Below are 24,220 nucleotides of genomic sequence, written 5' to 3'. Positions count from 1 at the left end.
GGGAAAGGCTTAGTGAAATGCAAATCAACCAAAATATGATACCATAAAAGAAATCCAGCAGACATTAAAAAGAGGTAACAAATGAAAAAAATGATCGAAGTCTCTCATCTCAGCAAAAATTATGGCAATCGTTTCAATCAAGTCAATGTGTTAAATGATTTAAACTTCACGATTGATCAAGGCGAGTTCGTCGGGATCATGGGACCTAGCGGGGCAGGTAAGACAACCTTACTGAATATTTTAGCGACGATCTTATTGCCGACACTGGGTGAAGTCAAATTAGCGGGTCAAGATATTGCCAAGTTAAATGAAAATCAGCTGACCGATTTCAGACGCGAAAAATTAGGTTTTATCTTTCAAGAATTTAGTTTGATCGATGCACTGACGGTGGCAGATAATATTTTATTGCCGCTGACAGTCAGCAAATTACCGACGACCGAATTGAAAAAACGATTGGCTCATTTAGCAAAAACGTTTGGGATCACCGAGATCTTGACGCGTTACCCTGAAGAGATCTCAGTCGGGCAACGTCAACGAACTGCTGCCGCGCGTTCCTTGATCACCAAACCGGAGATCTTATTTGCTGATGAACCGACCGGCGCACTTGATTCAAAAGCTGCGGCGGAGTTTTTACATTACTTAGCGGAACTGAATTTGTCAGAAGACATGACGATCTTGATGGTGACCCATGATCCGTACACGGCTAGTTATTGTAATCGTGTGTTGTTCATCAAAGACGGGCGCTTTTTTTCTGAGATCGTTCGGCGTTCTTCCCGTAAAGAATTTTTTGAAAAAGTGATCGATATGCAAGCCGCGATTGGAGGAGGTGGCAGGATCAATGCTCGCTAAGATCGCGTGGCGTGGATTTAAAAAACATGCTCAAAACTATTTGTTTTATTTTTTCAGCATGGTGTTTGCTGTAATGGTCTATTACTCATTTACCGCGATGACGTATGAGCAGCCTTTGATCAGAGGTGCTGGACAAAGTACCCGGCTAGTCAGCACTTTAGCTACTGGCAGTATCACGGTGGTACTGATCTTGTTGTTTTTTATGACGAGCATGAGCCGCTTTTTTTTAGAAAGTCGCCAAAAGGATATTGCGATCTTTCGCTTGAACGGTTGGAAACTTTTTCAAGTCGCAAGTCTCTTTTTATTTGAATTGTTGATTTTAGGTAGTAGTGCGTTTGTCGCGGGAATCGTTTTGGGTATCTTGACTTCGAAATTGTTCAGCATGATCTTAGTCAAAGCGATGGGATTGCCGTTACAAGTCGATTTTTTTCTTTCATTTGATGCGATCGCTGGCACTGCGTTAGTGATGGGTTTTATTTTACTCGTTGTTTCACTCCAGATGATTTGGCAGATTGCCGGTTACAAAGTGACCCAGCTAAAAGAGCGCCCCGTCATGAGAACGAGAAAACTCGTCACATGGCAAAAAGTCGTGGCGATTTTCGGTGGGATCGTGTTACTTAGTGGTTGGGTGCTAGCGTTAAATTATTTAAAATTAGTCAAACAGCTGACGAAAACAACCAGTTTGCTGCAAGCTAATTTTATTGCGATGCTGGTCATTTTTAGTTTATGTGTCATTGGGACGTATCTCTTTTTTGCTCAGACGTTACGCTATTACGCGAGCCAAAAAAATCCGCTGACGTATCGAAATTTACGCCTCCTGTCACGCAGCGATTTTCAACTGCGGTTAGGAAGTGAATGGAATTTTTTAGGGACGGTCACGATTTTTTTAGGATTGGCACTAGCTATTTTAGGTGGTGTGGCAGCGATGGTCTCGATCCAAATGAATGGAGTCAATGAAGCCGCACCCGTCACATTGATGATGGATCAAGGAGCATATCAAACATTTGCTCCGCAACTTAAAGGGATCGCAGTCACGAAACAAACGCTGACGTTTAAAGTGATTCCAGCTAAACAAAAGATGAGTATTACAGGTGAAGGCAGCGATGATGAACCCGGTGTGATCGATTTGATTGCTTTGCCGGAATATCAAAAATTTCAAGCGTTGAATCCTTATCTGCCAGAATTGAAGTTAAAAAGTTCTGATTCAGCAGTACTGTTGACCCCGTTTCAAACGATTTTACGGCACTATGTTCACTATGCTAAAAAGATCCAGCTGCAAAACCAGACATTGCAATTGCAAAGTTTGGAAAGTAATTATTTAGGGGATCGAACGCTTCGCTATGGTGAAAATATGCTGGTTGTTTCAGCGGAAGTCTTTGACCAGACAAATGGGCAAGACTATCATTTGACTGCTTTAAACGTACCGGTAAACCAAGAAGAAAAAGTTGTTAGAAAATTGCACCAAACGATCAAAAGTAATTGGATCGCGCCGATTCATGCCGATTTGAAATGGCAAAATCACAAGTTACACGGTACGGTCCAAAAAGGTGAGGCAAAAGACAAGCAGATCGTCACCACTTATCGCACGAATTATATCGCTCGGTTAGATACGTATCGTCAAACTCGCCATCGTGCTGGTCTGCTATTGTTTATCGTGACCTTTGTGGCGATGACATTTATCATCACCACCGCTAGTACCGTCAGCATGCGGCAAATCTCAGAAGCCGAACGAAAAAAAGGCCAGTACGAGTTACTTTATCGTTTAGGGATTCCCGAAAAAAATATCGATCAGCTGATCTATCGAGAAAATCGGAGTATCTTTTTTCCGCCGGCGATCTTAGGGATCATTCATAGTGTGTTTGCGATCCGGGTCTTTACTCAAATCGTCCAAAATGCAAATTACTGGTTCGTCTATTTGTTTTGCGGTATCTTGATTGCAGTCTATGGCAGTTTCTACTGGTTGACTTGTTTGTATCAGAAAAAAATCGTGCAAAAATAAGCAAGTGACAAAATTGTTAGTTTGAAAGCGCCACGTGTAAGAAAAATCAATGTCAAATCCCAGAGAAAAAAACTATACTGATGACAGTAGTTATTTAGGAGGAAATCATGATGCGCGAGTTTTTTAAGCGGCCCAATACCCGCTATTGGTTGACGTTTGCCGGTAAAACGATTCTTTACTTCGGCATCTTACTCGTCTTGATTTATTTGTACCATTATAAGAGTATCCAAGGCGGCAACTTTATTTATAATGAGTTTTAGGAGGAAGCGACATGCAGATGAACGATGTCATGACTACAATTGATGCGTGGGCGCAAAAAGCCCCCGATCAATTGGCGTATCAATCAGAGACGGCCGCATTCACGTATGCGGAGTTAAAGCAATATTCCGATCACTTAGCTTATCATTTGACCGATCGGATCGCACCAAAAGCCCCGGTGGTAGTTTTTGGTGAACTAGAATTTGAGATGCTAGCCAGCTTTTTAGGTGCATCCAAAGCTGGACACGCCTATATTCCCATTGAATCGACTACCCCACAAGAACGGATCGAATTGATCTTAAACGTAGCCCAACCGGCGCTGATCATCAGTGTGTTACCTTGGCCGGAAAAAATCGTCACGGAAATTCCGGTACTCACACCAACTGAGTTAGCTCAGATCTTTAAGACGACAGCTGCGGCTAAACCATTGACGCCGGTGAAAGAAGATGAGAACTATTACATCATCTTTACTTCTGGAACGACTGGGGTACCAAAAGGTGTACAGATCAGTCATAAAAATTTATTGAGCTTTTTGAATTGGGATTTGGCTGATTTTGGGATCACCGAAAAGATGCGCTTTTTATCTCAAGCACCGTATTCGTTTGATTTGTCGGTGATGAGTATTTATCCAGCGCTGACAACGGGCGGGACCCTAGTACCAATGGAAAAAGCCGTGATCAATGATTTTAAAAAGTTGTTTGCGTTCTTACCTAAACTAGATATCGAAGTCTGGGTCTCAACACCGTCTTTCATGGATATTTGTTTGATGGAACCAACTTTTGATGCAAAACATGTTCCTTCGCTTAAAATCTTTCAATTTTGCGGGGAAGAATTGCCCCATAAAACAGCGACTGAATTATTGAAGCGTTTCCCTCATGCTGGGATCTTTAACACATACGGGCCAACTGAAGCGACGGTTGCGATCTCGCAAATCAAATTGACGCCGGAAGTTTTAGCACAATACGATCGCGTACCTATTGGGTATGTCAAAGCGGACACTGAGGTCCAAATCTTGTCTGAAGGTCAACTGGTCACAGCCGATCAGATCGGGGAGCTGATCATCAAAGGACCGAGTGTTTCAAAAGGCTATATGCATAATCCTGAGAAGACAGCAAAAGCTTTCTTTGAATCAGCAGGTCAGCCGGCTTATAAAACGGGGGATGCTGGAAAAATGACTGCCGATGGTTTGTTGCTTTATGATGGCCGAATTGATTTTCAAGTCAAGCTTCACGGTTTTCGGATCGAATTAGAAGACATCGATCATCATTTAGAAAAAGTTTCTTACGTGAAACAAGCGGCAGTCGTTCCCAAATATCAAAATCATAAAGTCCAGCAGTTAGTCGCTTATGTCGTTGCTAATGAGAATCCATTTGAAAAAACGTTCCAATTGACTAAAGCGATCAAAGAAGAACTGGCCCAAAGCGTGATGGATTATATGATCCCCCAACGTTTTGTCTATCTCGACCAACTTCCTCGCACGGCAAATGGTAAGATCGACCGTAAAGGGATTCTAAATGAGGTGAATTCTAAATGATTATCCCGCATATGGTTCCTTACGCGTCACCAAAGTATTTTATTTTACTGCTGATTGCATTAGCGCCGCTGATCATTAGTTTAGTGTTGCGAGGCAAACGGATCAATTGGTATCAAGCATTGATCACGTTAGGCTTTTTATACATCTCCTTTGGTGGGGTAGATTATAAACAAGGTCTGGCTTTGATCGGCTATGTGATCTATCAAAGTGTATTAGTTTGGTGTTACCATCATTATCGGCAACAGAAAAATCAAAATTGGATCTTTTATCTGGCGGTCTTTTTAAGTATCTTGCCGTTGATTTTTGTAAAAGTCACACCGTTTTTAGCAGCGGGGACGAATTCGATCTTTGGCTTTTTAGGGATCTCTTATTTGACCTTTAAGTCGGTGCAGATCATTATGGAGATGCGCGATGGGATGATCAAAAAATATGATCCGATCAAGTATATCCAGTTCTTACTGTTCTTCCCGACGATCTCTTCTGGTCCGATCGATCGGTATCGTCGCTTTGTGAAAGATCTCGATCAGCCACCTGCTAAAGAGAAATATGTCGAGTTGTTAGGGCAAGGTGTTCATCAGATCTTCTTAGGCTTTTTGTACAAATTTATTATCGGCTATTACTTCGGCCAAGTCTTACTGCCAGTCGTGGATCATTTGGCAATGGAACGTGGCGGGATCTCATGGCCGTTAGTAGGTTACATGTACGTGTACAGTATGTATTTGTTCTTTGACTTTGCTGGTTATAGTTTGTTTGCGGTCGGGACTTCGAAGTTGATGGGGTACGAGACACCGCCGAACTTTAACAAACCATTTTTATCATGGAATATCAAAGAATTTTGGAATCGTTGGCATATGACACTCTCGTTTTGGTTCCGAGATTATATTTACATGCGTTTGATGTTTATGCTGATCAAGAAAAAAGTTTTCAAAAGCCGGATCGTAGCCTCTAATATCGGCTACTTCGCCTTGTTTTTGATCATGGGCTTTTGGCACGGTCTGACGTGGTATTATATCGTTTACGGACTTTATCATGCCACGTTGATCTGCTTGACTGATGTGTGGTTGCGCTTTAAGAAAAAACACAAGAAGCAATTACCATCGAATAAATTTACTCACGGATTGGCCGTTGTTTTGACCTTTCACGCTGTTTGTCTCAGCTTTTTGATTTTCTCAGGTTTCTTAGACAAATTATTTTTCCATCATATGTAATTAAAAAAGGAGCGATTTATTATGGAAGATACGATTTTTAATATTTTAGAAGACATTACAGGAACAGATGAAGTACGGGAAAATCCCGATGTCGATCTATTTGAAGAAGGCTTGATGGATTCACTGGCAACAGTTCAATTATTAGTTGAGATCGAAGGCCAACTAGGCGTCCAAGTTCCAGTTTCTGAGTTTGACCGCGACCAATGGAACACGCCAAATAAAATCATCGCGCAAGTGAAAGCATTGCAAGGCTAATGAAGAAAAAACTTTTCGGGATCTTTGGACCGATCGTTTTAGCCGCGGTCTTGTTGCTACTCTTGTTCTTTTCCCCCATCAAGATCAACACGAATAATCAAACGTTGATCCAAAAAGCTGCCAGCTCGATGTCAGGGAATGTCTTGAGAGGCAATGACATTAAAGCAGAGGCCATGGAATCTGGAAAATACGTACCTTTTTTCGGCTCATCTGAGCTTAGTCGGATCAGCCCGTTTCACCCATCTGTGTTAGCTCAAAAATATGATCGGGACTACACACCATTTTTGATGGGCGCACCAGGAACCCAATCCTTGACCCAGTTTATGATGATGCAGTCAATGGGGAACGGTTTAAAAAATAAAAAAGCGGTGTTCATCATCTCGCCTCAATGGTTTGTTAAAGAAGGGATCAAACGCGATTATTTCGATGCGTACTACTCACCTGAGCAAACGTTCAACTGGGTCGTCAACTTGAAAAAAGTAACGCCCAGCGATCAGTATTTAGCGACACGGCTGTTACATTATGGGATCGTTCGCAAAGATGATCGGTTGGAACGTATGTTACAAGCGATCCAAGCTGGCAATTTACCACAGAAAAATGATCTACGGTTCAGCCAGTTAAAACTGAATATGTTAAATCGAGAAGATCAATTGTTTAGTACGATTGGGATGGTCAGTCGACAAAAGCAGATTGATCATGCGACTAAAGAGTTACCCGCGCAATATGATCTAGATGAATTGAATGACTTAGCCGCTCAATTAGGTGAAAAGCAAACCGGTGGGAATGAGTTTGCGATTCAAAATAATTTTTATAAACGCCGGATCGCGCCGCGGTTAGATCAATTGAGAGATTCACAAAAAGGCTGGGATTATCGTTACTCGCCTGAGTTTTCTGATTTCCAATTAGCGTTGAACCAATTGGCGAAAGAACATACTGAGTGTTTGTTCATCATTCCGCCAGTCAATGGTCGGTGGGCGACTTACACCGGAATCTCGCAAACGATGCTGGATCAATTTGCCAAAAAGATCAAATACCAGCTGAAGTCACAAGGCTTTAATCACGTAGCAGATTTTACTAACCAAGCAGATACGAATTACTTTATGGCGGACACGATCCATATGGGTTGGAAAGGTTGGCTCAAAGCGGATCAAAAAATCGCGCCATTTTTACAAAAGAAAACCGCTCAACCGGTCACGTATCAGTTGAATGATCGCTATTTCTTGAGTCGGGAATGGCAAAAAATGGACCCGAGTCAAGTCGAATAAGCAGCGAACCAGTAATGTCAAAACATTACTGGTTTCTGTGGTTTTAGTGTTGTAAGCGTTAGCAAAGCGGTTGGAGCTGGAAGTGCAGAAGAGTGTGCAACGCGGAACCCGAATAGATTAGGAAATTTTTTTTTTAGATTTCTTATTTTTGTGAAACTTTCCATAGCCAAGCAGCACTTTTATTACGATTTTCATTTTGAGAATGGTATACTTTAGGGAAATGAGGTGTCGGCCGTTATTGGTCGTGTACTTTGATTTAAGGTCTTAAAAATTTTTTATCAAGGAGGAGTTTTATGAAAGTAGGAGAGTACAAAAAAATCGCTCGGGATAGATTGTCGGGACAGTGGGGAATCAATGCGGGGATTTTATTTTTAAGTGTCTTGTTAGTGGGAGCAGTTTCTCAGATCAGCAGCATCGTTTCCAATGAAAATGCCCAGTCGTTGATTTCAAATCTATTGGAGATCTTCGTGCTGTTTGCTTTTTCGTACAGTTTGTATTATATCGCATTATATGTATTACGTGGCGGTCACGCCGAACTCGGGCAATTATTCGTGATCTTTCAAAAAAAATATTATGTGCCGATCTTATTGTTGAATATCATTAGTACTGTTGTTCAAGTCCTGATTGGGTTGTTAGTCTTCATTCCACTGTTGATCCAAGGTGGCTTTGCCTTGTATTTTAGTTTAGTGGTTGGACGTGGGGCTTCCGTCTCAAATGGAAGTAAATTATTGGATCTTTTAGGCAGCGGTGGTTTTATCTTCTTGCTGTTAGCTTCCATCATCATTTTCTTTTTTGTCGTGGCGATCGTCTCCGGGATCTTTGATTTTGCGGCTTGGCTGAAATTTGATTTTCCAGAACTTTCGATCTTGGATTGTATTAAGAAAGCCTGGTTTTTGATCAAAGATCGCTTTGGTAAATTTATTTTACTGCAACTATCTTTTATTGGCTGGATCATCTTAGGTTTCTTAGCGTTAGTAATTGGGTTACTTTTTGTCATCCCATATGTGAATGTCGCCAATGCTGCGTTTTACGATCAAGCACTGAAAGAAAAAATGGACGAATTAGCATTGTAATATTTAGGAGGGATCAACGTTGAAACTGACTGTCTTAGGTTGTTTAGGTGCTTATCCTTATGCTGGACAAGGGACTACGAGCTATTTATTACAAACAGATGATTTCAATTTATTACTGGATGCTGGCAGCTCGACGCTACTGGAATTGGAAAAAGAATTAGACCCGTTGGATTTGGATGCGGTGATCTTGAGCCACTATCATCATGATCACATTGCTGATCTGGGGGTGTTGCAATATTATTGGCAACTCTTTCCCACTGAAGAGCCTAAACCGCTCTTACCGATTTATGGCCATACAGAAGATGAATTTCATTTCAATGATCTTTCAATGGAAAATGTCAGTGAAGGTCGGCCTTACTTTGAGTCAGAAGAGTTGAAATTAGGACCGTTTTTAGTTACCTTTATGAAAACGATCCACCCAGTTCCGTGTTATGCGATGCGCTTTGTGGAAGTGAAGACGGGTGCGGTGTTCGTTTTCACGGGTGATTCTGGTTACTTAGAAGGCTTCAATCAATTTGCTAAAGAAGCGGATCTGTTTTTAGCGGATACGTATTTATTCAATGGACACGAACATCATAAAGCGCATTTTACGGCTCAAGAAGCGGGAAGTTTTGCAAAAACTGCTCGTGTGAAAAAATTAGTGCTGACGCATTTGCCGCAACAAGGTGATCTAGCAGTTTTACGGGAACAAGCGCAAGCTGCTGCTGGGACGATCCCAGTTGACTTAGCAGCTCCGCATAAAAAATTTGAGATCTAAGAAAGAAGGATACGAAAATGATTTATGTACCAAATGACACTGAACGTGACCCTCGGATCAATTTAGCGATCGAGACCCATTTATTGAAGAATATGCCGTTAGATGAACCGATTCTACTCTTTTATATCAATGAGCCATCCATCATTATTGGACGGAACCAAAATACGATCGAAGAGATCAATAAAGAATATGTGGATGAACACCAGATCCATGTTGTCCGTCGTTTGAGCGGCGGGGGTGCGGTGTATCATGATTTGGGAAATTTATCATTTAGTTTTATCATGCCAGACGATGGCGATTCTTTCCGTGATTTTCAAAAATTTACTGAGCCGATCGTCGAAGCCTTACAAAAAATGGGCGTCAAAGGAGCACATTTGAAAGGCCGAAATGATTTGGTGATCGATGATCAAAAGTTTTCCGGCAATGCTATGTACGCAACAAATGGCCGGATGTTTGCTCATGGAACGATTATGTTCGATAGTGACATCAATGAAGTCGTCAATGCCTTGAAAGTTCGCAAAGACAAGATCGAATCAAAAGGGATCAAATCGATTCGTTCACGCGTGACTAATATCAAGCCGTATTTACCAAAAGATAAGCAAGACATGACGACTGAAGAATTCCGTGACAAGATCTTACTGGAGATTTTTGGCGTTGATTCATTGGATCAGATCAAACAATATCATTTGACGGATGATGATTGGAAAAAAATCGATCAAATCTCAGCTGAATATTATCGTAACTGGGATTGGAACTATGGTCGCTCACCAAAATTCAACTTGGAACGGCGTCACCGCTTTCCGATTGGCTCGATTGAAGTTCGGTTGGAAGTTGTAGGGAATGTGATCAAAGACGCGAAGATTTTCGGAGACTTTTTCGGTTTAGGTGAGATCCATGATGTCGAAGAAAAATTGATCGGAACAAAATATGAAAAAGCTGCTTTAGAACAAGTGATCGAAACGATCGATTTAGAGCATTATTTTGGCAAGATCACCAAAACTGAATTTTTAGATTTGATCTACTAATCAAAATAGAGGGTAAACCCAACTGCGACGGTTGGGTTTACCCTCTATTATTTTTTTGATTAGATTCAAGGCGTGACTTCTAAAAACAACGACAGCTACTCCAATCAATCTAATGAAAATTTGATCTGCAGTTGTTGGCTGCTAGCTGAGGTGTGCTCATGGTAATGACCAGCGAGTTGTTCGATTCGATTTTTTAGCGGTAGCGTCGTAGCTGGAAAAATCTGCTGTTCAAAATCTACCGACTGATAACTTTGCCATTCAATTACTAAATGTTGTTGGACTTGGCGCAACGAACACGCACAAGGAGTGGAGCTCAACGATTTTTCTTCTAATAAATGGATCAAAAATAATAAGTAGCGCTCCGGGATCGTTTGTTTTTCGTCTAACAAAACAGTTTGAAAGGTAAAATTTTCATTTTGAGTTTGATAATAATCAAATAAGAGTGTCAGCAGCGTGCCATTTTGTGGATCAGTAGCTAAACGTTTGAATTGTTCCAGTAAAACAGCTTCCTTTTGCGTTTGACAAAGCGTTGCTAATTGCTGGTTTTGGTGCGTGTGAAATTGTTTTTTCAACTGCGTCAGAGTTTCGGAAAAGTGATAACCAAAAATCAAAAGCAGCAAGCCCGTGAAAAGCAACAGCGGCCAGTCGATCGTTAAATTAGCGGCTCCGATAAACAACTGGATGTAAAAAAAGCAATGGATGATCGCAGCAATCACGATCCCCGGTGAACAAATGACAAAAAAGTGATTGTTGGTGAACGACTCGCCTAACACGATCAGTGCAGTATAAAGAGTCATCAGCACGTTGAGTCCCATTACAAGAGATAAGCTTTCCGGTAGTGGGATCTGCTTGGTAGCGGCAGCTCCTAAAGCAAACAGCAATAGACTGACCTGGGCGGCTACCCCTAGCAGATAATATTTCCGATAATGTTGCGTTCGTAGCAAGTAGTAAGAAGTCAAACAAATCGGGATCAACAGCGTCGTCAAACATTCTAAAAGCGATAGTGTTTGTGGAGAGAGAAAAGTTCCCAAAGCGATACTGCTGATAAATGATTGGAGGCCGATCAGTAAAGCAAATGCGGATAGCAATAGCGATAGTTTTACGCGTTTGTGTTCTTTTAGCCAAACTACTGGAACAAGAGTCAGCAGTGCAAACAGTACGCTGATCACGGCGATAAAAATTTGCGGCAGTGAGTTGAGAATAAAATATTGATTGACATCTTTAGCTTCACCTAAAAAAACTTGAGCTGGGATACCGATATAATGTTTGAACGGCGTTTTAGTCACGATCCGAATTTTTTTGCCTTGATAATTTTTAGGTAGTGTAATGGAAGTCAATAAAATTCCCGGCGAGTGTGCATGTTCTGAGCTATAAAGTAGTTTACGATCTAAATAGACAGAAGTCCATTGATGATTCGTCCTTAAAATCACCACTGGATTTTGAAATGTTTCTTTCAACGGTTGGCTCATCATCAGCTCTTGGTTTTTTTCTAGCTTTCGAATACGTTGATTTGTTTTTCCGGTAATGAAAAAATCTGAGCGATTGACGATCGTAAACTCCCAATTTTTGTCTAATGCTTTGACTTGCGGTTGATGCAGGGCTTGAAAAAGGGGCATACTAGCAAACGAGAGAATAAATAAAATAACTATTATTATAATTAGTTTCTTTCTTTTTGAATCCGGATAAAGAACTTTGATCTTTTTCGCTTGTTTTTCAATAAATAACTTCATGGATAATTTCATCACCTCGATTTAATTAATTAATTTTGCAGAAACATACATAATATTAACATAAATCACATAGATTTTAAAATGTAATCTTTTTGTAAAGATTAAATCATAACGAATTAGTTTCATTGTTTTGTTAATATGTTATCATAAGAGTAAGCATTTTCAAGAAATTGTTAGGGATGTGATGCCATGAAGAATCGAGAAAAAATAACTGTTTTGTATGGGGTAATCATCGTGGGACTCTTTTTAGTAGCTCTTGTTTTAATCGTTGTTCCGCGGATTTTAAATGTCACACCGTATGTGATCGGAGATAATCAAATGGCGCCGCAATACAAAAAAAACTCGCTAGTATTTGTCCGGGAGACGCCGACTAAAGAGGTGCATGCCGGAGATTCGATCACTTATTATGAAAATCAAAGTCAAATCGTTAAAACAAGGCGGGTCGTGGATGTTGATCTGAAGCTGGATGGTTTTTATGTCAAAGGAGATAATGTCTCTTCGACCGAGATGGGCTTAGTCCATTCGCGTAATTTGATCGGTCAGCCGCTGTTTGCGATCCCATGGTTGGGTGTGGTAGAACAGCCTTCCTTGATGAACTTAGTTAAAGTCAGTTTACTGATTTTAGCGGTCATTTTGACTGGGCTGACGATTTTTTCACAAAAACAATACCGCCATGTATACGAATGAAAAAAGCTGATCCGATGCTGGATCAGCTTTTTTTGTTGGACTTGAATTTAAGGTGAAACAACTTATCTTAGCCATGATAAATATTAATTTTGAGCTAGCTCAGCAAAGATCATGGCCAGTTCAGGATCAGCATTAAAGGGCGGAACGTAAATAAATTGCTGACCGCCATTAGCTAAAAAATGATTTTTATTTTCTTGTTCCAATTCCTCGACTGTTTCTAAACAATCTGCGATAAAGCCAGGCGCGACGACCAAAATTTTTTGGTAGCCTTGATTAGGTAACTGCTGCATCAACTCTATCGTGGCGGGTGTCAACCACTTACCCGGACCAAACTTTGATTGGAAGCTTTGAAAATGGGGAATCTCCGGCAATTGACTGGTGATCAAGCGAGTCGTGGCAGCACATTCAGTCGGATAAGTATCACCAGCTGTGACATAGTCAGCGGGTATGCCGTGATACGAAAAAACAATGGCGTCAACATCGTGTTGGGTCAACGCTTGTTTGATTTTTTCAACGTAATACGCGATGTAGCGTGGGTGGTCATAAAACGAACGAATAAAACGTAAGTCAATGATCGTATCTTGGCCGCGGAAAAAGCCCATCACATCATCGAAAACTGAACCGACAGTCGTCCCAGAGTATTGAGGATACATCGGGATCACCGTCAGCTCGTTGATGCCTTGTTCGATTAAATGTGCCAGTGCGTTTTTGATCAGTGGTTGGCTGTAAGACATCGCCAGCGCGACGGTTGTGTCGGGTAATCTTTCTTGTAGTAGTTGCCGCTGGTTTTCAGCATAGATCAAAAGGGGTGAGCCATCTGCTTGCCAAATTTTTTGATAGAGGCGTGCTGATTTTTTCGGTCGTGTGTTCAAGATGATGCCGTGGAGAAGCGGCAACCATAAAAAGCGCGGTGTTTTGATCACGCGTCGATCGCTTAAAAATCGTGCTAAGTACTGCTTAACAGCTTTTTTCTCAGGTGCCGCTGGAGTTCCTAAATTGATGAGTAAGATTCCTTTTTTCTTCATTTACTTGTCCTTCAATCGTTTTATTTATTATATCAAAAAAATGTTCAGCGGGATCAAGCTATTCGTACTCAGCTTCAAAAATTAAATCTACGGTAAAAATAATTCCGCCAAATCACTTATGAATTCGTTTACAATTGAAACGAGGAGGGGATTTGATGTTAGCAAAATATAAACGGATCTTAGTCGCGGTGGATGGCTCAAAGCAAGCAGATAAGGCACTGGCTGAAGCGGTGGAGATCGCTAAGCGCAATGACGCGGAATTATTTGTCGTTCAAGTTATTGACGACTTACGAATGCTCGTGCATAGTGCGACACCGATGACTCAGATCATGGCCGAAGAAAGTCGGATCGCAAAAGAAGCGTTCAATCAGAAACGGCAGACGATCGATTACGCTAAAGCTGAGTTTATCGTCAAAGATGGTAATCCCAAAAAAGAACTTGCCAATGGCTTACCAAAACAATACGCGATTGACCTAATTGTAATGGGCGCTACTGGAAAAGGGGCGATTGAACGGATGTTAGTCGGTTCGACCGCTGCTTATGTCGTAAATTATGCACCGTGTAACGTGATGATTATCAAATAAAAAAGGGTAATAGATTAGAGGGTAAGATTAACAATCGTTTGTCTATCCTTCTAATCTATTATTCTTTTTTTAGTAAGCGCTATAATTAAATAAATGATGATTGTACTTACCCGTACAAATCGAGATACTTTATAGTAGAGATTTTGATGATAAAATTTTTATAGTGCTTGTTGTATTGTTGGACAATAGGTGTAGTGATGATTTCGGATACTTGGGCACTAGTTTGCTTTTAGTAATCAGACGATATCTATGAATGGTAGTTTAGTATCATTAAATGATAACTTTTAATTCATTTAAATGGTTTGCTATAGACTGTGATAATATTAATGTTGATTATCTGATTGTTTAATAAGTAAGTTATGAAAGGGGAAAGAAAATGTTTCGTATAATTAATGAGCATCATCTTTTTTTTATTTTTAGTGAATACGTATTGATTGCAAGCGCCAATGGCTATCTTCTATCAATATGGTTAAGAAAAAAATACCAGTGTTGGATAGTTTTATTTTCATTATTATGTGTCTGTATGTATTCATGGATAAATGTATTTTCCTCAGGAATTTTTTGGATAGGTATGTTTATATGCACTGTACTACTGACTAAAAGAGTTGTTACTTCTGCTTTTGTTACTTCTTTTGTAGTTTTCACGTATATACTTACTAACTATTTTGTTGGCTATTTTGTAGAATATTTAGATTTAAGTGATTCTTCAGTGAAAGTGTTTCTGTTCATACTTTTGTTATATATGATTATTATCCTTTTAATTAAGCCTCTAGTTAAGCAATTTATAGTTTATAGTAATACAGATACGCGAGTTTGGCTTATCGCTGGTTTATCAGTTATAGCAGTTTTAAGTACTCTTTCTGTTGTTGTGTATGAGAAGATTTTTGGTGCAACAACCTCTTTTGGTCATACAAACCTTTTCTTCATTACTCTTTATGGAATCGCTTTTTTTGTTTCTTCTGGTCTGGCTGCTTTTTCTGAAAAAAAACATATAGAACAAAGGCAGAAAGAAAAGGAACAAGAGTATTTTCAGGAATACGTAAAAAACTTGGAAATAACTAACAAAGAAATTCGGCGTTTTAAGCATGATTACCAAAATATACTTCTTGCTATGCAGGATTATTTTGCCAACGAAGATTTTAATGGCTTGAAAAAATTTTATGATGATAATCTAGTACCTGCCATGTACGGGTTGGAGCAAAATACTCTCAAGCTTTCGAAACTATCCAATGTAAATGTTCGTGAAGTCAAAGGGTTAATTTTAAGTAAAGTTCTTCAAGCGCAAGGAAAAAATATTGAAGTTACTATTGAGGTTCCTAAAGAGATTGATCACTTCTGGATGAACTCAATCACCCTTGTTCGATGTCTTGGTATAATTCTTGATAATGCTATTGAAGCGACTGAAGTTATTGAGAATAGTTGGATTAAGATTGGTATTTTTAATGTTGGTGGAACAGTAATAAACGTGATTGTGGAAAACTCCACTGCTATATTATCTCAACCGGTATATCATTTAAAGAAAGAAGGAGTCTCTACAAAGGGGGGAAATCGAGGCTTTGGCTTGAGTAATCTTCAACAAATGATTTCGAGAACTCCCAATAGTACATTAGAAACAAAAAATGAAAATGGTATATTTACTCAGATAATACATATCCAAGGAGGCGCGATCTAGTGAGAATATTTATTTGTGAGGATGAAATCAATATATTGAACCAATTAAAAAATTCTATTTCTCAATATTTGATTTTTATTGATAGTGAAATAAAAATAGAGTTGGCAACCCAAAATCCCTTTTCGATTCTCAATTTTTTAAAGCAAGACACTTTACAAGAAGATAGTCTGTTCTTTTTAGATGTGGATTTAAAATCTGAGATTGATGGTATCAAATTAGCTGAAGAAATCAAAAACATTGATTCTGATGCCAAAATTGTTTTTGTAACAACTCATGAGGAAGCACAATGTCTAGTTTTCAAATATATGATTGAAGCAATGGGCTACATTTTAAAAGATGATGTTAATAAAATGTATGATGATATCAGAAAATGTATTGATATGGCACAAAATCGTTTTTTTCACAGTGGATTTCGTAGAAACGAAAGTATAAAGATTCGTATTAATGGGTTATATAGAAAAGTTCAAGTTAAGGAAATTTTGTTTTTTGAATCTTCCTTGAACTATTCTCACAAGGTCTCTGTACATTTGAAAAATAGTCAGCTAGAATTTTTTGGTAAACTAAGTGAAATAGAAACAATGAATGGACATTTTATTCGCTGTCATCGTTCATTTGTTGCAAATGTGGAGAATATTGTAAGTTTTGATTCAGCGAAGCGGTTACTTTATTTTGAAAATAGTGAACAATGTATTGTATCTATGCGGTACTTATCAGTTTTAAGGAAAATATTGTAATTGTACAGAATAAAAGCAACTCATGTTATCGAAACTCGAAGATAGAACGTTCGAAGTGGAAATATTTAATAATAGTTTATTAATTTACTAGTGTTTTAATTACTCTGAATGTACTAACAAGTTATTCATTAAAAAAGTCTGTTAAGGCTTTTTTTATTTGGAAAATAAAAACTCAACGCTCAGGCAGTAAAAACTATCTTCTGGGAAAAGTCAAACCATTCCACAAGCAAAGGTGATATGCTCATACCGAGGTGGAGAAATATGATGGAAGAATGGGTGGCTCGTAGAATAGCTGATAGGATCTATGAAGAACAAGAGTATGATCCATATCAAAAAGCTAAAATTGAGTACGGACTTGCTATTTTATTAGTTAATTTGTCTAAGGCTAGTTCCATTTTACTTACCTCAATCATTTTTTTTTCATTGAAAGATACTTTATTTGTGTGTATTCCCTACTGTGTATTACGTTCCTCCTGTTTGGGTTATCATGCAAAAAAAAGTTGGGTTTGCACCGTGCAAAGTGTATTGATATTTGCGGTTGTACCTTGTTTTATTGGAAGGATTCAAATGACAATCAATGTATTGGGAAAGAGCATCTTTTGTGGGTTCCTAATTTTTGTGAGAATTCTTATTTTACGAAAATGCAGAATATATTTTGGCCTAGTCCTAGTCTAAACTATTATAAAAACGGTAAAGATCTAGGTTTTTACAGTAGATGCCGTACTAGAGCCATTTTAAAAGATACTCAATTTTTAGCAGAAGGAAAAGAAGTTTGTGAGTGGGTGAAAGAAAATGCCTTGGAAGATTATTTATTAAGTGATTATGAACGGGGGATAGATATCTAATGTGAAAAACTAATGATTATAATTGAATAGCTTATAAGCAGGAATTTGGACGAGGTGTCGATGTATGACGAAGGAGAATATTATCAAGGTAGAAAATTTAGGTATAGACATAGGGGATTTTTCTTTAAAAGATATCTCATTTAATCTACCTTATGGGACTATTATTGCTTTTATAGGGAACAATGGCTCTGGGAAAAGTGTAATTCTAAAGGCTTTACTTAATATTATTCCATTTTACAAAGGAACAGTAACGATATTTAATGAGGATATAAAAAATAAAGAAAAATGGATTAAAAATAAAATAGCATTTGTTTTTGATGATGGTTACTTTTATGAAAATATGTCGCTTAATAATATGGCCACTATTATTTCTTCTGGATATACAAAGTGGAATCAAGCTCTTTTTAACAGATATTTACAAGATTTTGAACTGGATGGAAATCGTGAGATATCCTCATTGTCGAAAGGAATGAAAATGAAATTTTCTCTAGCTATTAGTTTGTCACATGATGCAGATTTATTAATTATGGATGAGCCAACAAATGGATTAGATCTATTTTTTAGAGAAGAATTGATAAAAGTCATAAAAGAATATATTGAAGGAACCAATAAGACCTTGTTATTTTCGACTCATATTGCAACTGATATATCAAATTTTGTTGATCATTTCTTAATTATTCATAATAGAAAGATAGTCTTTAACTCATCTAAGGAAGAGTTATTCGGATTGGGTGATAAAAATAACAAACTTGAAAAAGGTATTTTGGAACAAGAATTCCAAAATAAATTGAAGTACTTGTATAATGGGAGTGTTTAGGTATGTTTTCTAGAATATTAGCTCTTATAAAAAAGGATAAACTTTTATTGGGGAAAAATTTAATTGCAGGTATTGGATTATCAATAGCTGTACCATTATTAATGGGGTTTAGTTTATCAGAGCAGTTTGGAAATTATTCCTCAATGGTTGCCTACCTTAGCAGTGTGTTATATACCATATTGATTTTATATTTTTATATTGGTATAGAGGAATCCAAATATCCAAAGACATTTTTTCTTTTGTCTTCAATCTATACTAAAATAGAATTAGTATTATCTAGATATCTGAGTTGTATAATTTCGTTATGTTTTTGTACGATTGTATTTATGATTTTGTCCTTAATATTTTCATCGTGGCTTCTAAATGCGAATATATATCTTTATATTATTTGCATTCCAATACTTCTAACCATATTTTCTCTATATATTCCCTGCACATATAGGTGGACTATAGATGTGAACAAATATATAATATCTGCTTTTTTATTAGTATTTTCTGCAGGTGGAATATTATTTTTTAATAGACTTATTTTATTTTTAAATAGCTTAAAACATATATGGGTTGTACTTAGCATTGCTTTTATAATAAGTTTAGTGTTACTTTTTATATCTGTAATTTTATCTATAAAATTTTTAAATAGATATTTGAATGGGTTAATAAAATAGCGATAAAACATATAAGGCTCTAGCTTGATAAGCATTCTCTAAATATTTGAATGGCTAGAAAGGTAATTTATTTTAAAAAGAAACTTAGGTGAGATGAAAGTAATCTATCCAAACATCAATAAAATTGTTTGTACAGAAAGGTTACCGAATAATCTAGTAGTTAGATTAATTCCAGAAATAAATTATGATAGAACTGTGGGGATGATCACAGTTCGTTCGGGATCTTTAGACTGTCCTGTGGATTTAAGTTATGGTTTGTTACCTTATGGGCTTGCCCATTTTTTAGAGCATGTCCTTTTTTGTCGAAAGAATGATAACTATTTTAATCCTTTTTTGAAATTAGGGGCTACAACTAATGCTTTTACCTCTTGATGTCTAAAACTCTTTAATGTTTTTTCTACTAGCTTCTACTACTTCTCATATTTTTTAGTAAGTATAAATATTGAAATACATATATTTTTGCTAACCCGCTTAATGGATAGATGTGCGAGTTGTATGAAGCGATAATTTCTGTTTTCAACTTTTGAATAGACGTTCTGATTTCAGGGTCAGCAAATGAAAAAGAATCGGGACCAGTTGGAGGTCTCGATTCTTTTTTTGCCATCAACATCAATGATTATTTTCCACTAAAGCATGGGGTTTGCCTTCTGCTTGCATCGTTTGGCTGACGACTTTACGGGTGAGCATTTGGTGGTAAAATGTTTCTAAGTGGGGAAAGTCAGCTAAATTTAATGCTAGGCGTTTGACCCACGTCGTCATGACAAATAAATAGCAATCCACGACTGTCAAATCGGCGGCGTTTTCTTTCCATTCACCAACGTGTTGGTCGATGTAAGCTAGCCGAGGGGTCACTCGTTTTTCAATCAGTGTCCGCGATTCCGCCGTATTAGGTAGCCAGTTGCCATGACGAAATGGAGAAATAAAATTTTTGTGCAGCTCAGTGGCGATATAGTTCAACCACATCCGCTGTTGCCAGTAACGTTTCGTTCCAGCAGGGGCTAAGACCGTATCGTTTTTTGCAAAGCGGGCGAGATACTCTAAAATCACGGCGACTTCTGTCAAAGTTTGGTGGTCATCAGTCTGCAGTGCAGGCACATAAGATTTCCCATTGATCGCATCATAAGAACCGCCAGCCCAAGTTTTTTGACTCAAATTTACTTTTTCGGCTTCATAATCAAGTGCTAATTCATTTAATAAAAGGTGAACGGCTAGTGAGCTAGCTCCAGCTGAATAAAAAAATTTCATGTTTAAACCCTCCAATTTTGATAGTTATCGAAATAGCAGTGCAAAAAAATTTGCTTTGCCAGTCAATGGAGCCAAGTGAGCGGAAAAGAAACTGTTCCACTCATTTGAGCTATTCACGTTTACTTCAGCAATGCTAAAAAATTTGGTAAATACTTTTGGAAGGTCGCCTGATTCAATGATAAAAATTTGGTGTTGCCTTGAACTCGCGTTTTGGTGAGACCTGCTTGCCGCATCGCTTTGAAGTGATACGACACGGTTGAGTTGCTGATGGCTAGTTGAGTGCTGATCTGTCCACACGTTAATTCATGATCGGCATCAGCTAACAGCTTGATGATCTTCAACCGGTTCGGCTCGGCTAAAACTTTGAGTAAATTTGCTAAATGCGTATAATCTATTTCGATATCCATGAAACTAGCTTAGTTCCAGCGCTAAAAATTGTCAAACGGTCTTGCTTGCTACCGAATATATTTTTGGTCTAAGCTAAAATAAAAACCGCTCAGGGATCTGATCCCGAGCGGCTTTAAAGCGTCACAGGAGGGATTCGAACCCCCGACCGTCCGCTTAGAAGGCGGATGCTCTATCCAGCTGAGCTACTATGACAAGTAGTTTTGCAACAAATAATATTATAGGAAAACTACTTTTAAATGTCAATCAAAACTTCAAGCAGCGCAGTTATTCAAACAAAAAGTCTTGAATGAGTTTGATCGTTTCGTCGTTTTCAACTAAGGCACTGTGTTCGGCATCGTCATCAAAGACAAGTTCTTGATAAAGATCGCTTTCGCCATAGAGTGTTCGACCAGCCAAGACACTCGTCATCGGAACGACCTCATCAGAATTTTTTTCGTCGACGTTTCCGATCACATTGAAGACTTTGATATCTTTAGGTAATTCTTTGGCTTTTTGCAAATAGCGTTCAAATAAGGGACTGATGTCTTTTGGTTGGACAAAGGAATTATTATTTTCATTATATTCCCAGCCAACATCGTTATACGGTGTGCCCAGTGTGACTAAATGATCTAGCTTGGGATCTTCAGGCAAACGATTATTTTGTAAATAACCGGTCGCGATCAAGCCACCATTCGAATGACCGAGATAGTTGTACGTTTCAAAACCGTAACGCTCATGGACATAAGTCAGTGCTTCTTGGAACCAGCGGGATTGTTGCGGTAAGGCTGGATCAGAAGCATCTTCAAAAGCGACTACGATGATCGGATGTGTCGTTTGTTTTGTTAGTTTCCCGCTCACTTTGATCGAGTCATCTGTTTTGACGGTGAGCTTTAAGACATCGATCCCGGCGCTAGTTTTTTTTAAGGTTGTGATCAAATCATCAAATCGATCGACCTCTCCGCCTGTCCCAGGTACAAGAAAGAGTGGTTCGGGGATCGTGAAATTTACTTTTTTTTGTGGCGAGGCATTGGCGTTGTGTTTCGTACTGAGCCAAAAAGTCCCACATGCGAAAAGAGCCACAAGCAAAAGGGCGCCTGTCCACTTAGTTAGCTTTGACATGAAAAAAAACCTCCTTTTCATTTCACTTTCAGTTTACGCTGATTGAGTGAAAGTTCAAGGGGGCGTGAGGATTCTTAAAAGACTAATTATTTATAACGATTGTTTCGGCGTTTTTTGTGATCAATGCGAGTCCATCACCTAAAGGGACTAAACTAGTAGTCAGATCAGGATGCGTCGTGATCACCTGGAGAAATTCATTTAAGTGGCGATGGATCGAACGATTTTTACGCGGAATAGCTTCGATCGGTTGAAAGACGGTCCCTGCTTGAAAGATATCGTCTACTGCTAAGACGCCGCCTTTTTTTAATAAGCGCAAGCACTCTGGTAAAAAGGTGATGTACTTGGCTTTGGCACTATCCATAAAAATAAAATCGTAAGGCCCCCTTAATGTCGGTAAAACGTCTGCCGCGTCGCCTTCTAATAACGTGATCTGTGACTCTAGTTCTAGTTTAGCAAAGTTTTTTTTTGCTTGTTCGATCATAACCGGAAAGCGGTCGATCGTCGTCACATGACTGTTAACACCTGCGATCGTCGCCATCAAACTAGCGGAAAAACCAATCGCAGTTCCGAGTTCCAAGATCGCTTTAGGTTGTAGCTGCCCGAGTAAAAAGCGTAAAAAACTGACCGTTTCATGGGGGATCACCGGCACACCATCGCGCTGCGCTTGGGCTTCTAATTCACCAAGTTTACCCGGTAATGCTTGCTGGGTGCGCATGAAGTGCAAGACGTCTTCATTGACGATCGGCCGGTGCATCATTTCATTTAACATAATCGTTCCTCATTTCTATAATAGTGTGCCTAAGTTTTGCCAGTCACGTTGAATCGTGTCTGCTAATTTACGGTTATAAAAAATCGCCGCGGGATGATACAACGGATAGACGCGGTATTCTTTTTTTGAAAAAACGTAGCCATCACCAGCAGCATTTAGTTCTAAGATTGGTCCAGTATAAAGCTGTCCGTGATTTTTCGTGATCGTATAGTGATTGCCTAGTAAACGTTGTAAGCCGATATTACCAAGCGTGGCGATCAGCTTTGGTTGAACTGTTTGTAATTCGTAATCTAAGATCGGTGCGTGAGCTAACACTTCTTTTTTGGTCGGAGTGCGGTTAGGGTAGACTGTTTCTTCTGTCTGGCTTTTTTTATTCAAACGGTTCACGATCTTAAAAGGTCGACTGCGTACGGCACTTGTAATATAGGTATTTTCCCGCGTCAGCCTGATCGTTGCCATGACTGCCAACAACTCTTTGCCTGCAGCTCCGCTAAAAGGGATTTGATCGACTAATTCGTTTTTTCCTGGCGCTTCACCAACTAACATTAATTTAGGATTTAACGGGCCGGCACCTGCGACGAAACCTTCTAATTGAAAACCAGTGGAACGTGCCGCGACAGCTTTGACTAATTTTTCAGGATATTCCACAAGATCACCTCGTAATTTCTATAGTAAGGAAAATCCGTGCTAAGTGCAATCACTAATCCTTATCCTTAATGGAAATTATTTTCTAGCTGTTCGGCCAGAACATTTGATGCTAAAATCAAGCTACATCCAACTAGAGGAGGTATCGTTGGTGAAAGCAGACGAACTCAGAGCAAAGTGGCAACAGTATGGTCAGGAACGACTTTTCAATTACCTCAAAGTCAAAGATAAAATTGGGGATCGCTTTTTAGTCAGCCATTACGAACCAAATGATGTGATCGTCACTCGGGGCGACTTTCCAACCGATATTTATTTTTTACTGAGTGGGGTGGCAGTTGGGACACGTGATTATGAAGACGGCAATGAGTATGATTATTTTCAATTGGATAAAGCGAATGGGAGTATCGGCTTATTAGAGATTTTAGCGCAAAAAGAGACGATCATCGCGACGGTCACTTGTTTGACTAAAGTCGATGCGGTGCGGGTGCCGGCTGCAGTTGTCTATGATTGGATCATGAATGATTTGGAGTTGTTGCGTTTGAGTGCTAATTTATTAGCTGATGATCTCTATCGGCGTTCAGGTAATGATGGTTTATTTTATCGCTTTGAAGGGGTGGATCGTGTGCGTCATTATTTAGTGGCTTATTATGAAGAACAACCAGCTGCTTCATTTATAGAGATTCACGAGACTCGTGAGAAGATTGCTAATAAGTTAGGATTAAGTGTCCGAACGGTTGGACGTGCGTTGAAAAAATTACGAGAACATCAGGAAGTTATCAGTCATGAGCGAAAACTTTTTATCGGGGAAGCTGAATATGCTCGCTTACAAAAAAATTTAAAACGTTGAGACTGTCACTTTTGCTGAGGCAGTCTTTTTTAGTCTTCGGGAAATTAGAATAATAGTGGCTTTTTTCAATAGAAAAGCTAACTAAAAAAACGTTCGGCTTTTTTACCCAAGAGGACAGATGACCTTTCGCGAAAAAAGCTTTCTGAATATACTGAGCGTGTCAGAAAGAAAACTCTTTCAATCAAAAACTTGCGCGTGAGTTGGAATTGAAAAAATACGAATGAAA

General features: G+C 38.9%; 26 protein-coding genes and 1 tRNA gene. 19 read left to right on the top strand and 8 right to left on the bottom strand.

What is annotated here, in order from left to right:
• Positions 1 to 81 precede the first annotated feature (81 nt).
• The 10 genes from GVJ38_RS00935 to GVJ38_RS00890 all read left to right on the top strand — a co-directional run bounded on the left by GVJ38_RS00935 (position 82) and on the right by GVJ38_RS00890 (position 10,223).
• The gene (locus GVJ38_RS00935; RefSeq protein WP_159721286.1) at positions 82 to 849 is read left to right on the top strand and encodes an ABC transporter ATP-binding protein; all 768 of its coding nucleotides are present in this window, start codon (positions 82 to 84) and stop codon (positions 847 to 849) included.
• On the top strand, positions 839 to 2,848 hold the full coding sequence (locus tag GVJ38_RS00930) for an FtsX-like permease family protein (RefSeq protein WP_159721285.1): 2,010 nt from the start codon (positions 839 to 841) through the stop codon (positions 2,846 to 2,848). Before GVJ38_RS00935 ends, GVJ38_RS00930 begins: the two co-directional genes overlap by 11 nt.
• Before the next feature lie 110 nt (positions 2,849 to 2,958).
• On the top strand, positions 2,959 to 3,108 hold the full coding sequence (locus GVJ38_RS00925) for a teichoic acid D-Ala incorporation-associated protein DltX (protein ID WP_159721284.1): 150 nt from the start codon (positions 2,959 to 2,961) through the stop codon (positions 3,106 to 3,108).
• An 11-nt stretch (positions 3,109 to 3,119) separates the two neighbouring features.
• Entirely contained in the window at positions 3,120 to 4,640 is a 1,521-nt protein-coding gene (gene dltA, locus GVJ38_RS00920; protein WP_159721283.1) for a D-alanine--poly(phosphoribitol) ligase subunit DltA, read from the top strand.
• Complete coding sequence (gene dltB / locus GVJ38_RS00915) at positions 4,637 to 5,848, top strand: D-alanyl-lipoteichoic acid biosynthesis protein DltB (protein WP_159721282.1); 1,212 nt, start codon at positions 4,637 to 4,639, stop codon at positions 5,846 to 5,848. Before dltA ends, dltB begins: the two co-directional genes overlap by 4 nt.
• A 21-nt stretch (positions 5,849 to 5,869) precedes the next feature.
• Positions 5,870 to 6,103 carry a D-alanine--poly(phosphoribitol) ligase subunit DltC gene (gene dltC, locus GVJ38_RS00910; protein ID WP_159721281.1) on the top strand — a complete coding sequence of 78 codons (234 nt, stop codon included), beginning with the start codon at positions 5,870 to 5,872 and terminating at the stop codon, positions 6,101 to 6,103.
• Positions 6,103 to 7,368 carry a D-alanyl-lipoteichoic acid biosynthesis protein DltD gene (dltD, locus tag GVJ38_RS00905; protein WP_159721280.1) on the top strand — a complete coding sequence of 422 codons (1,266 nt, stop codon included), beginning with the start codon at positions 6,103 to 6,105 and terminating at the stop codon, positions 7,366 to 7,368. The genes dltC and dltD overlap by 1 nt, the downstream gene beginning before the upstream one ends.
• A gap of 293 nt (positions 7,369 to 7,661) precedes the next feature.
• The gene (locus GVJ38_RS00900; protein WP_159721279.1) at positions 7,662 to 8,441 is read left to right on the top strand and encodes a DUF975 family protein; all 780 of its coding nucleotides are present in this window, start codon (positions 7,662 to 7,664) and stop codon (positions 8,439 to 8,441) included.
• Between the two features lie 19 nt (positions 8,442 to 8,460).
• On the top strand, positions 8,461 to 9,198 hold the full coding sequence (locus GVJ38_RS00895; protein ID WP_159721278.1) for an MBL fold metallo-hydrolase: 738 nt from the start codon (positions 8,461 to 8,463) through the stop codon (positions 9,196 to 9,198).
• Between the two features lie 17 nt (positions 9,199 to 9,215).
• Positions 9,216 to 10,223, top strand: a complete 1,008-nt coding sequence (locus GVJ38_RS00890; RefSeq protein ID WP_159721277.1) for a lipoate--protein ligase — start codon at positions 9,216 to 9,218, stop codon at positions 10,221 to 10,223.
• A 104-nt stretch (positions 10,224 to 10,327) separates the two neighbouring features.
• Here the strand turns inward: GVJ38_RS00890 and GVJ38_RS00885 are convergent, their stop codons facing one another.
• A complete protein-coding gene (locus GVJ38_RS00885) occupies positions 10,328 to 11,953 on the bottom strand; it encodes an MFS transporter (protein ID WP_159721276.1) in 1,626 nt (541 codons plus the stop codon).
• A gap of 189 nt (positions 11,954 to 12,142) precedes the next feature.
• On the opposite strand from GVJ38_RS00885, the gene GVJ38_RS00880 reads away from it, so the two are divergent.
• On the top strand, positions 12,143 to 12,640 hold the full coding sequence (locus GVJ38_RS00880; protein ID WP_159721275.1) for a S26 family signal peptidase: 498 nt from the start codon (positions 12,143 to 12,145) through the stop codon (positions 12,638 to 12,640).
• An 83-nt stretch (positions 12,641 to 12,723) separates the two neighbouring features.
• Here the strand turns inward: GVJ38_RS00880 and hemH are convergent, their stop codons facing one another.
• Entirely contained in the window at positions 12,724 to 13,665 is a 942-nt protein-coding gene (gene hemH, locus GVJ38_RS00875) for a ferrochelatase (protein ID WP_159721274.1), read from the bottom strand.
• A 155-nt stretch (positions 13,666 to 13,820) separates the two neighbouring features.
• Here hemH and GVJ38_RS00870 point away from each other — a divergent pair, with 155 nt between their 5' ends.
• From GVJ38_RS00870 to GVJ38_RS00840, 7 genes are all read left to right on the top strand, one after another.
• The gene (locus GVJ38_RS00870) at positions 13,821 to 14,249 is read left to right on the top strand and encodes a universal stress protein (protein ID WP_159721273.1); all 429 of its coding nucleotides are present in this window, start codon (positions 13,821 to 13,823) and stop codon (positions 14,247 to 14,249) included.
• Positions 14,250 to 14,625: 376 nt separating this feature from the next.
• Positions 14,626 to 15,921 carry a sensor histidine kinase gene (locus GVJ38_RS00865; RefSeq protein WP_159721272.1) on the top strand — a complete coding sequence of 432 codons (1,296 nt, stop codon included), beginning with the start codon at positions 14,626 to 14,628 and terminating at the stop codon, positions 15,919 to 15,921.
• The gene (locus tag GVJ38_RS00860; RefSeq protein ID WP_159721271.1) at positions 15,921 to 16,655 is read left to right on the top strand and encodes a LytR/AlgR family response regulator transcription factor; all 735 of its coding nucleotides are present in this window, start codon (positions 15,921 to 15,923) and stop codon (positions 16,653 to 16,655) included. The genes GVJ38_RS00865 and GVJ38_RS00860 overlap by 1 nt, the downstream gene beginning before the upstream one ends.
• Before the next feature lie 237 nt (positions 16,656 to 16,892).
• Positions 16,893 to 17,330, top strand: a complete 438-nt coding sequence (locus tag GVJ38_RS14450) for an accessory gene regulator B family protein (RefSeq protein ID WP_442895987.1) — start codon at positions 16,893 to 16,895, stop codon at positions 17,328 to 17,330.
• Positions 17,331 to 17,564: 234 nt separating this feature from the next.
• Entirely contained in the window at positions 17,565 to 18,317 is a 753-nt protein-coding gene (locus GVJ38_RS00850; RefSeq protein WP_159721269.1) for an ABC transporter ATP-binding protein, read from the top strand.
• A 2-nt stretch (positions 18,318 to 18,319) separates the two neighbouring features.
• Positions 18,320 to 18,982, top strand: coding sequence for an ABC-2 transporter permease (locus GVJ38_RS14445; protein WP_159721268.1), 663 nt, complete (start codon positions 18,320 to 18,322; stop codon positions 18,980 to 18,982).
• Positions 18,983 to 19,075: 93 nt separating this feature from the next.
• Entirely contained in the window at positions 19,076 to 19,354 is a 279-nt protein-coding gene (locus GVJ38_RS00840; RefSeq protein ID WP_159721267.1) for a hypothetical protein, read from the top strand.
• 237 nt (positions 19,355 to 19,591) lie between these two features.
• Here the strand turns inward: GVJ38_RS00840 and GVJ38_RS00835 are convergent, their stop codons facing one another.
• The 6 genes from GVJ38_RS00835 to GVJ38_RS00810 all read right to left on the bottom strand — a co-directional run bounded on the left by GVJ38_RS00835 (position 19,592) and on the right by GVJ38_RS00810 (position 23,150).
• Complete coding sequence (locus GVJ38_RS00835) at positions 19,592 to 20,227, bottom strand: glutathione S-transferase N-terminal domain-containing protein (RefSeq protein WP_159721266.1); 636 nt, start codon at positions 20,225 to 20,227, stop codon at positions 19,592 to 19,594.
• A 119-nt stretch (positions 20,228 to 20,346) separates the two neighbouring features.
• Positions 20,347 to 20,634, bottom strand: coding sequence for an ArsR/SmtB family transcription factor (locus GVJ38_RS00830; protein WP_159721265.1), 288 nt, complete (start codon positions 20,632 to 20,634; stop codon positions 20,347 to 20,349).
• Positions 20,635 to 20,753: 119 nt separating this feature from the next.
• Positions 20,754 to 20,827 (bottom strand) — tRNA-Arg (locus GVJ38_RS00825).
• Between the two features lie 72 nt (positions 20,828 to 20,899).
• On the bottom strand, positions 20,900 to 21,733 hold the full coding sequence (locus tag GVJ38_RS00820; RefSeq protein WP_159721264.1) for an alpha/beta fold hydrolase: 834 nt from the start codon (positions 21,731 to 21,733) through the stop codon (positions 20,900 to 20,902).
• Between the two features lie 82 nt (positions 21,734 to 21,815).
• On the bottom strand, positions 21,816 to 22,502 hold the full coding sequence (locus GVJ38_RS00815; protein ID WP_159721263.1) for an O-methyltransferase: 687 nt from the start codon (positions 22,500 to 22,502) through the stop codon (positions 21,816 to 21,818).
• A 15-nt stretch (positions 22,503 to 22,517) separates the two neighbouring features.
• Positions 22,518 to 23,150 carry a uracil-DNA glycosylase gene (locus GVJ38_RS00810; RefSeq protein WP_159721262.1) on the bottom strand — a complete coding sequence of 211 codons (633 nt, stop codon included), beginning with the start codon at positions 23,148 to 23,150 and terminating at the stop codon, positions 22,518 to 22,520.
• A gap of 148 nt (positions 23,151 to 23,298) precedes the next feature.
• Between GVJ38_RS00810 and GVJ38_RS00805 the strand changes: the two genes are divergently transcribed.
• Complete coding sequence (locus GVJ38_RS00805; protein ID WP_159721261.1) at positions 23,299 to 23,994, top strand: Crp/Fnr family transcriptional regulator; 696 nt, start codon at positions 23,299 to 23,301, stop codon at positions 23,992 to 23,994.
• Positions 23,995 to 24,220: the final 226 nt, after the last annotated feature.

Source organism: Enterococcus sp. CSURQ0835, from assembly GCF_902706605.1.
Lineage (GTDB): Bacteria > Bacillota > Bacilli > Lactobacillales > Enterococcaceae > Enterococcus_A.
The sequence above is the reverse complement of the archived record's forward strand: the minus strand, read 5'-3'. Positions and strand labels throughout refer to the sequence as shown.

Coding starts and splice junctions, on each gene's coding strand:
- GVJ38_RS00830 (WP_159721265.1), bottom strand. CDS start 20,634: ATGGATATCGAAATAGATTATACGCATTTAGCAAATTTACTCAAAGTT.
- GVJ38_RS14445 (WP_159721268.1), top strand. CDS start 18,320: ATGTTTTCTAGAATATTAGCTCTTATAAAAAAGGATAAACTTTTATTG.
- GVJ38_RS00840 (WP_159721267.1), top strand. CDS start 19,076: ATGAAAGTAATCTATCCAAACATCAATAAAATTGTTTGTACAGAAAGG.
- GVJ38_RS00890 (WP_159721277.1), top strand. CDS start 9,216: ATGATTTATGTACCAAATGACACTGAACGTGACCCTCGGATCAATTTA.
- dltC (WP_159721281.1), top strand. CDS start 5,870: ATGGAAGATACGATTTTTAATATTTTAGAAGACATTACAGGAACAGAT.
- GVJ38_RS00815 (WP_159721263.1), bottom strand. CDS start 22,502: ATGTTAAATGAAATGATGCACCGGCCGATCGTCAATGAAGACGTCTTG.
- GVJ38_RS00900 (WP_159721279.1), top strand. CDS start 7,662: ATGAAAGTAGGAGAGTACAAAAAAATCGCTCGGGATAGATTGTCGGGA.
- GVJ38_RS00870 (WP_159721273.1), top strand. CDS start 13,821: ATGTTAGCAAAATATAAACGGATCTTAGTCGCGGTGGATGGCTCAAAG.
- GVJ38_RS00885 (WP_159721276.1), bottom strand. CDS start 11,953: ATGAAGTTATTTATTGAAAAACAAGCGAAAAAGATCAAAGTTCTTTAT.
- dltD (WP_159721280.1), top strand. CDS start 6,103: ATGAAGAAAAAACTTTTCGGGATCTTTGGACCGATCGTTTTAGCCGCG.
- GVJ38_RS00925 (WP_159721284.1), top strand. CDS start 2,959: ATGCGCGAGTTTTTTAAGCGGCCCAATACCCGCTATTGGTTGACGTTT.
- GVJ38_RS00820 (WP_159721264.1), bottom strand. CDS start 21,733: ATGTCAAAGCTAACTAAGTGGACAGGCGCCCTTTTGCTTGTGGCTCTT.
- hemH (WP_159721274.1), bottom strand. CDS start 13,665: ATGAAGAAAAAAGGAATCTTACTCATCAATTTAGGAACTCCAGCGGCA.
- GVJ38_RS00865 (WP_159721272.1), top strand. CDS start 14,626: ATGTTTCGTATAATTAATGAGCATCATCTTTTTTTTATTTTTAGTGAA.
- dltA (WP_159721283.1), top strand. CDS start 3,120: ATGCAGATGAACGATGTCATGACTACAATTGATGCGTGGGCGCAAAAA.
- GVJ38_RS00835 (WP_159721266.1), bottom strand. CDS start 20,227: ATGAAATTTTTTTATTCAGCTGGAGCTAGCTCACTAGCCGTTCACCTT.
- GVJ38_RS00935 (WP_159721286.1), top strand. CDS start 82: ATGAAAAAAATGATCGAAGTCTCTCATCTCAGCAAAAATTATGGCAAT.
- GVJ38_RS14450 (WP_442895987.1), top strand. CDS start 16,893: ATGCTCATACCGAGGTGGAGAAATATGATGGAAGAATGGGTGGCTCGT.
- GVJ38_RS00880 (WP_159721275.1), top strand. CDS start 12,143: ATGAAGAATCGAGAAAAAATAACTGTTTTGTATGGGGTAATCATCGTG.
- GVJ38_RS00930 (WP_159721285.1), top strand. CDS start 839: ATGCTCGCTAAGATCGCGTGGCGTGGATTTAAAAAACATGCTCAAAAC.
- GVJ38_RS00850 (WP_159721269.1), top strand. CDS start 17,565: ATGACGAAGGAGAATATTATCAAGGTAGAAAATTTAGGTATAGACATA.
- dltB (WP_159721282.1), top strand. CDS start 4,637: ATGATTATCCCGCATATGGTTCCTTACGCGTCACCAAAGTATTTTATT.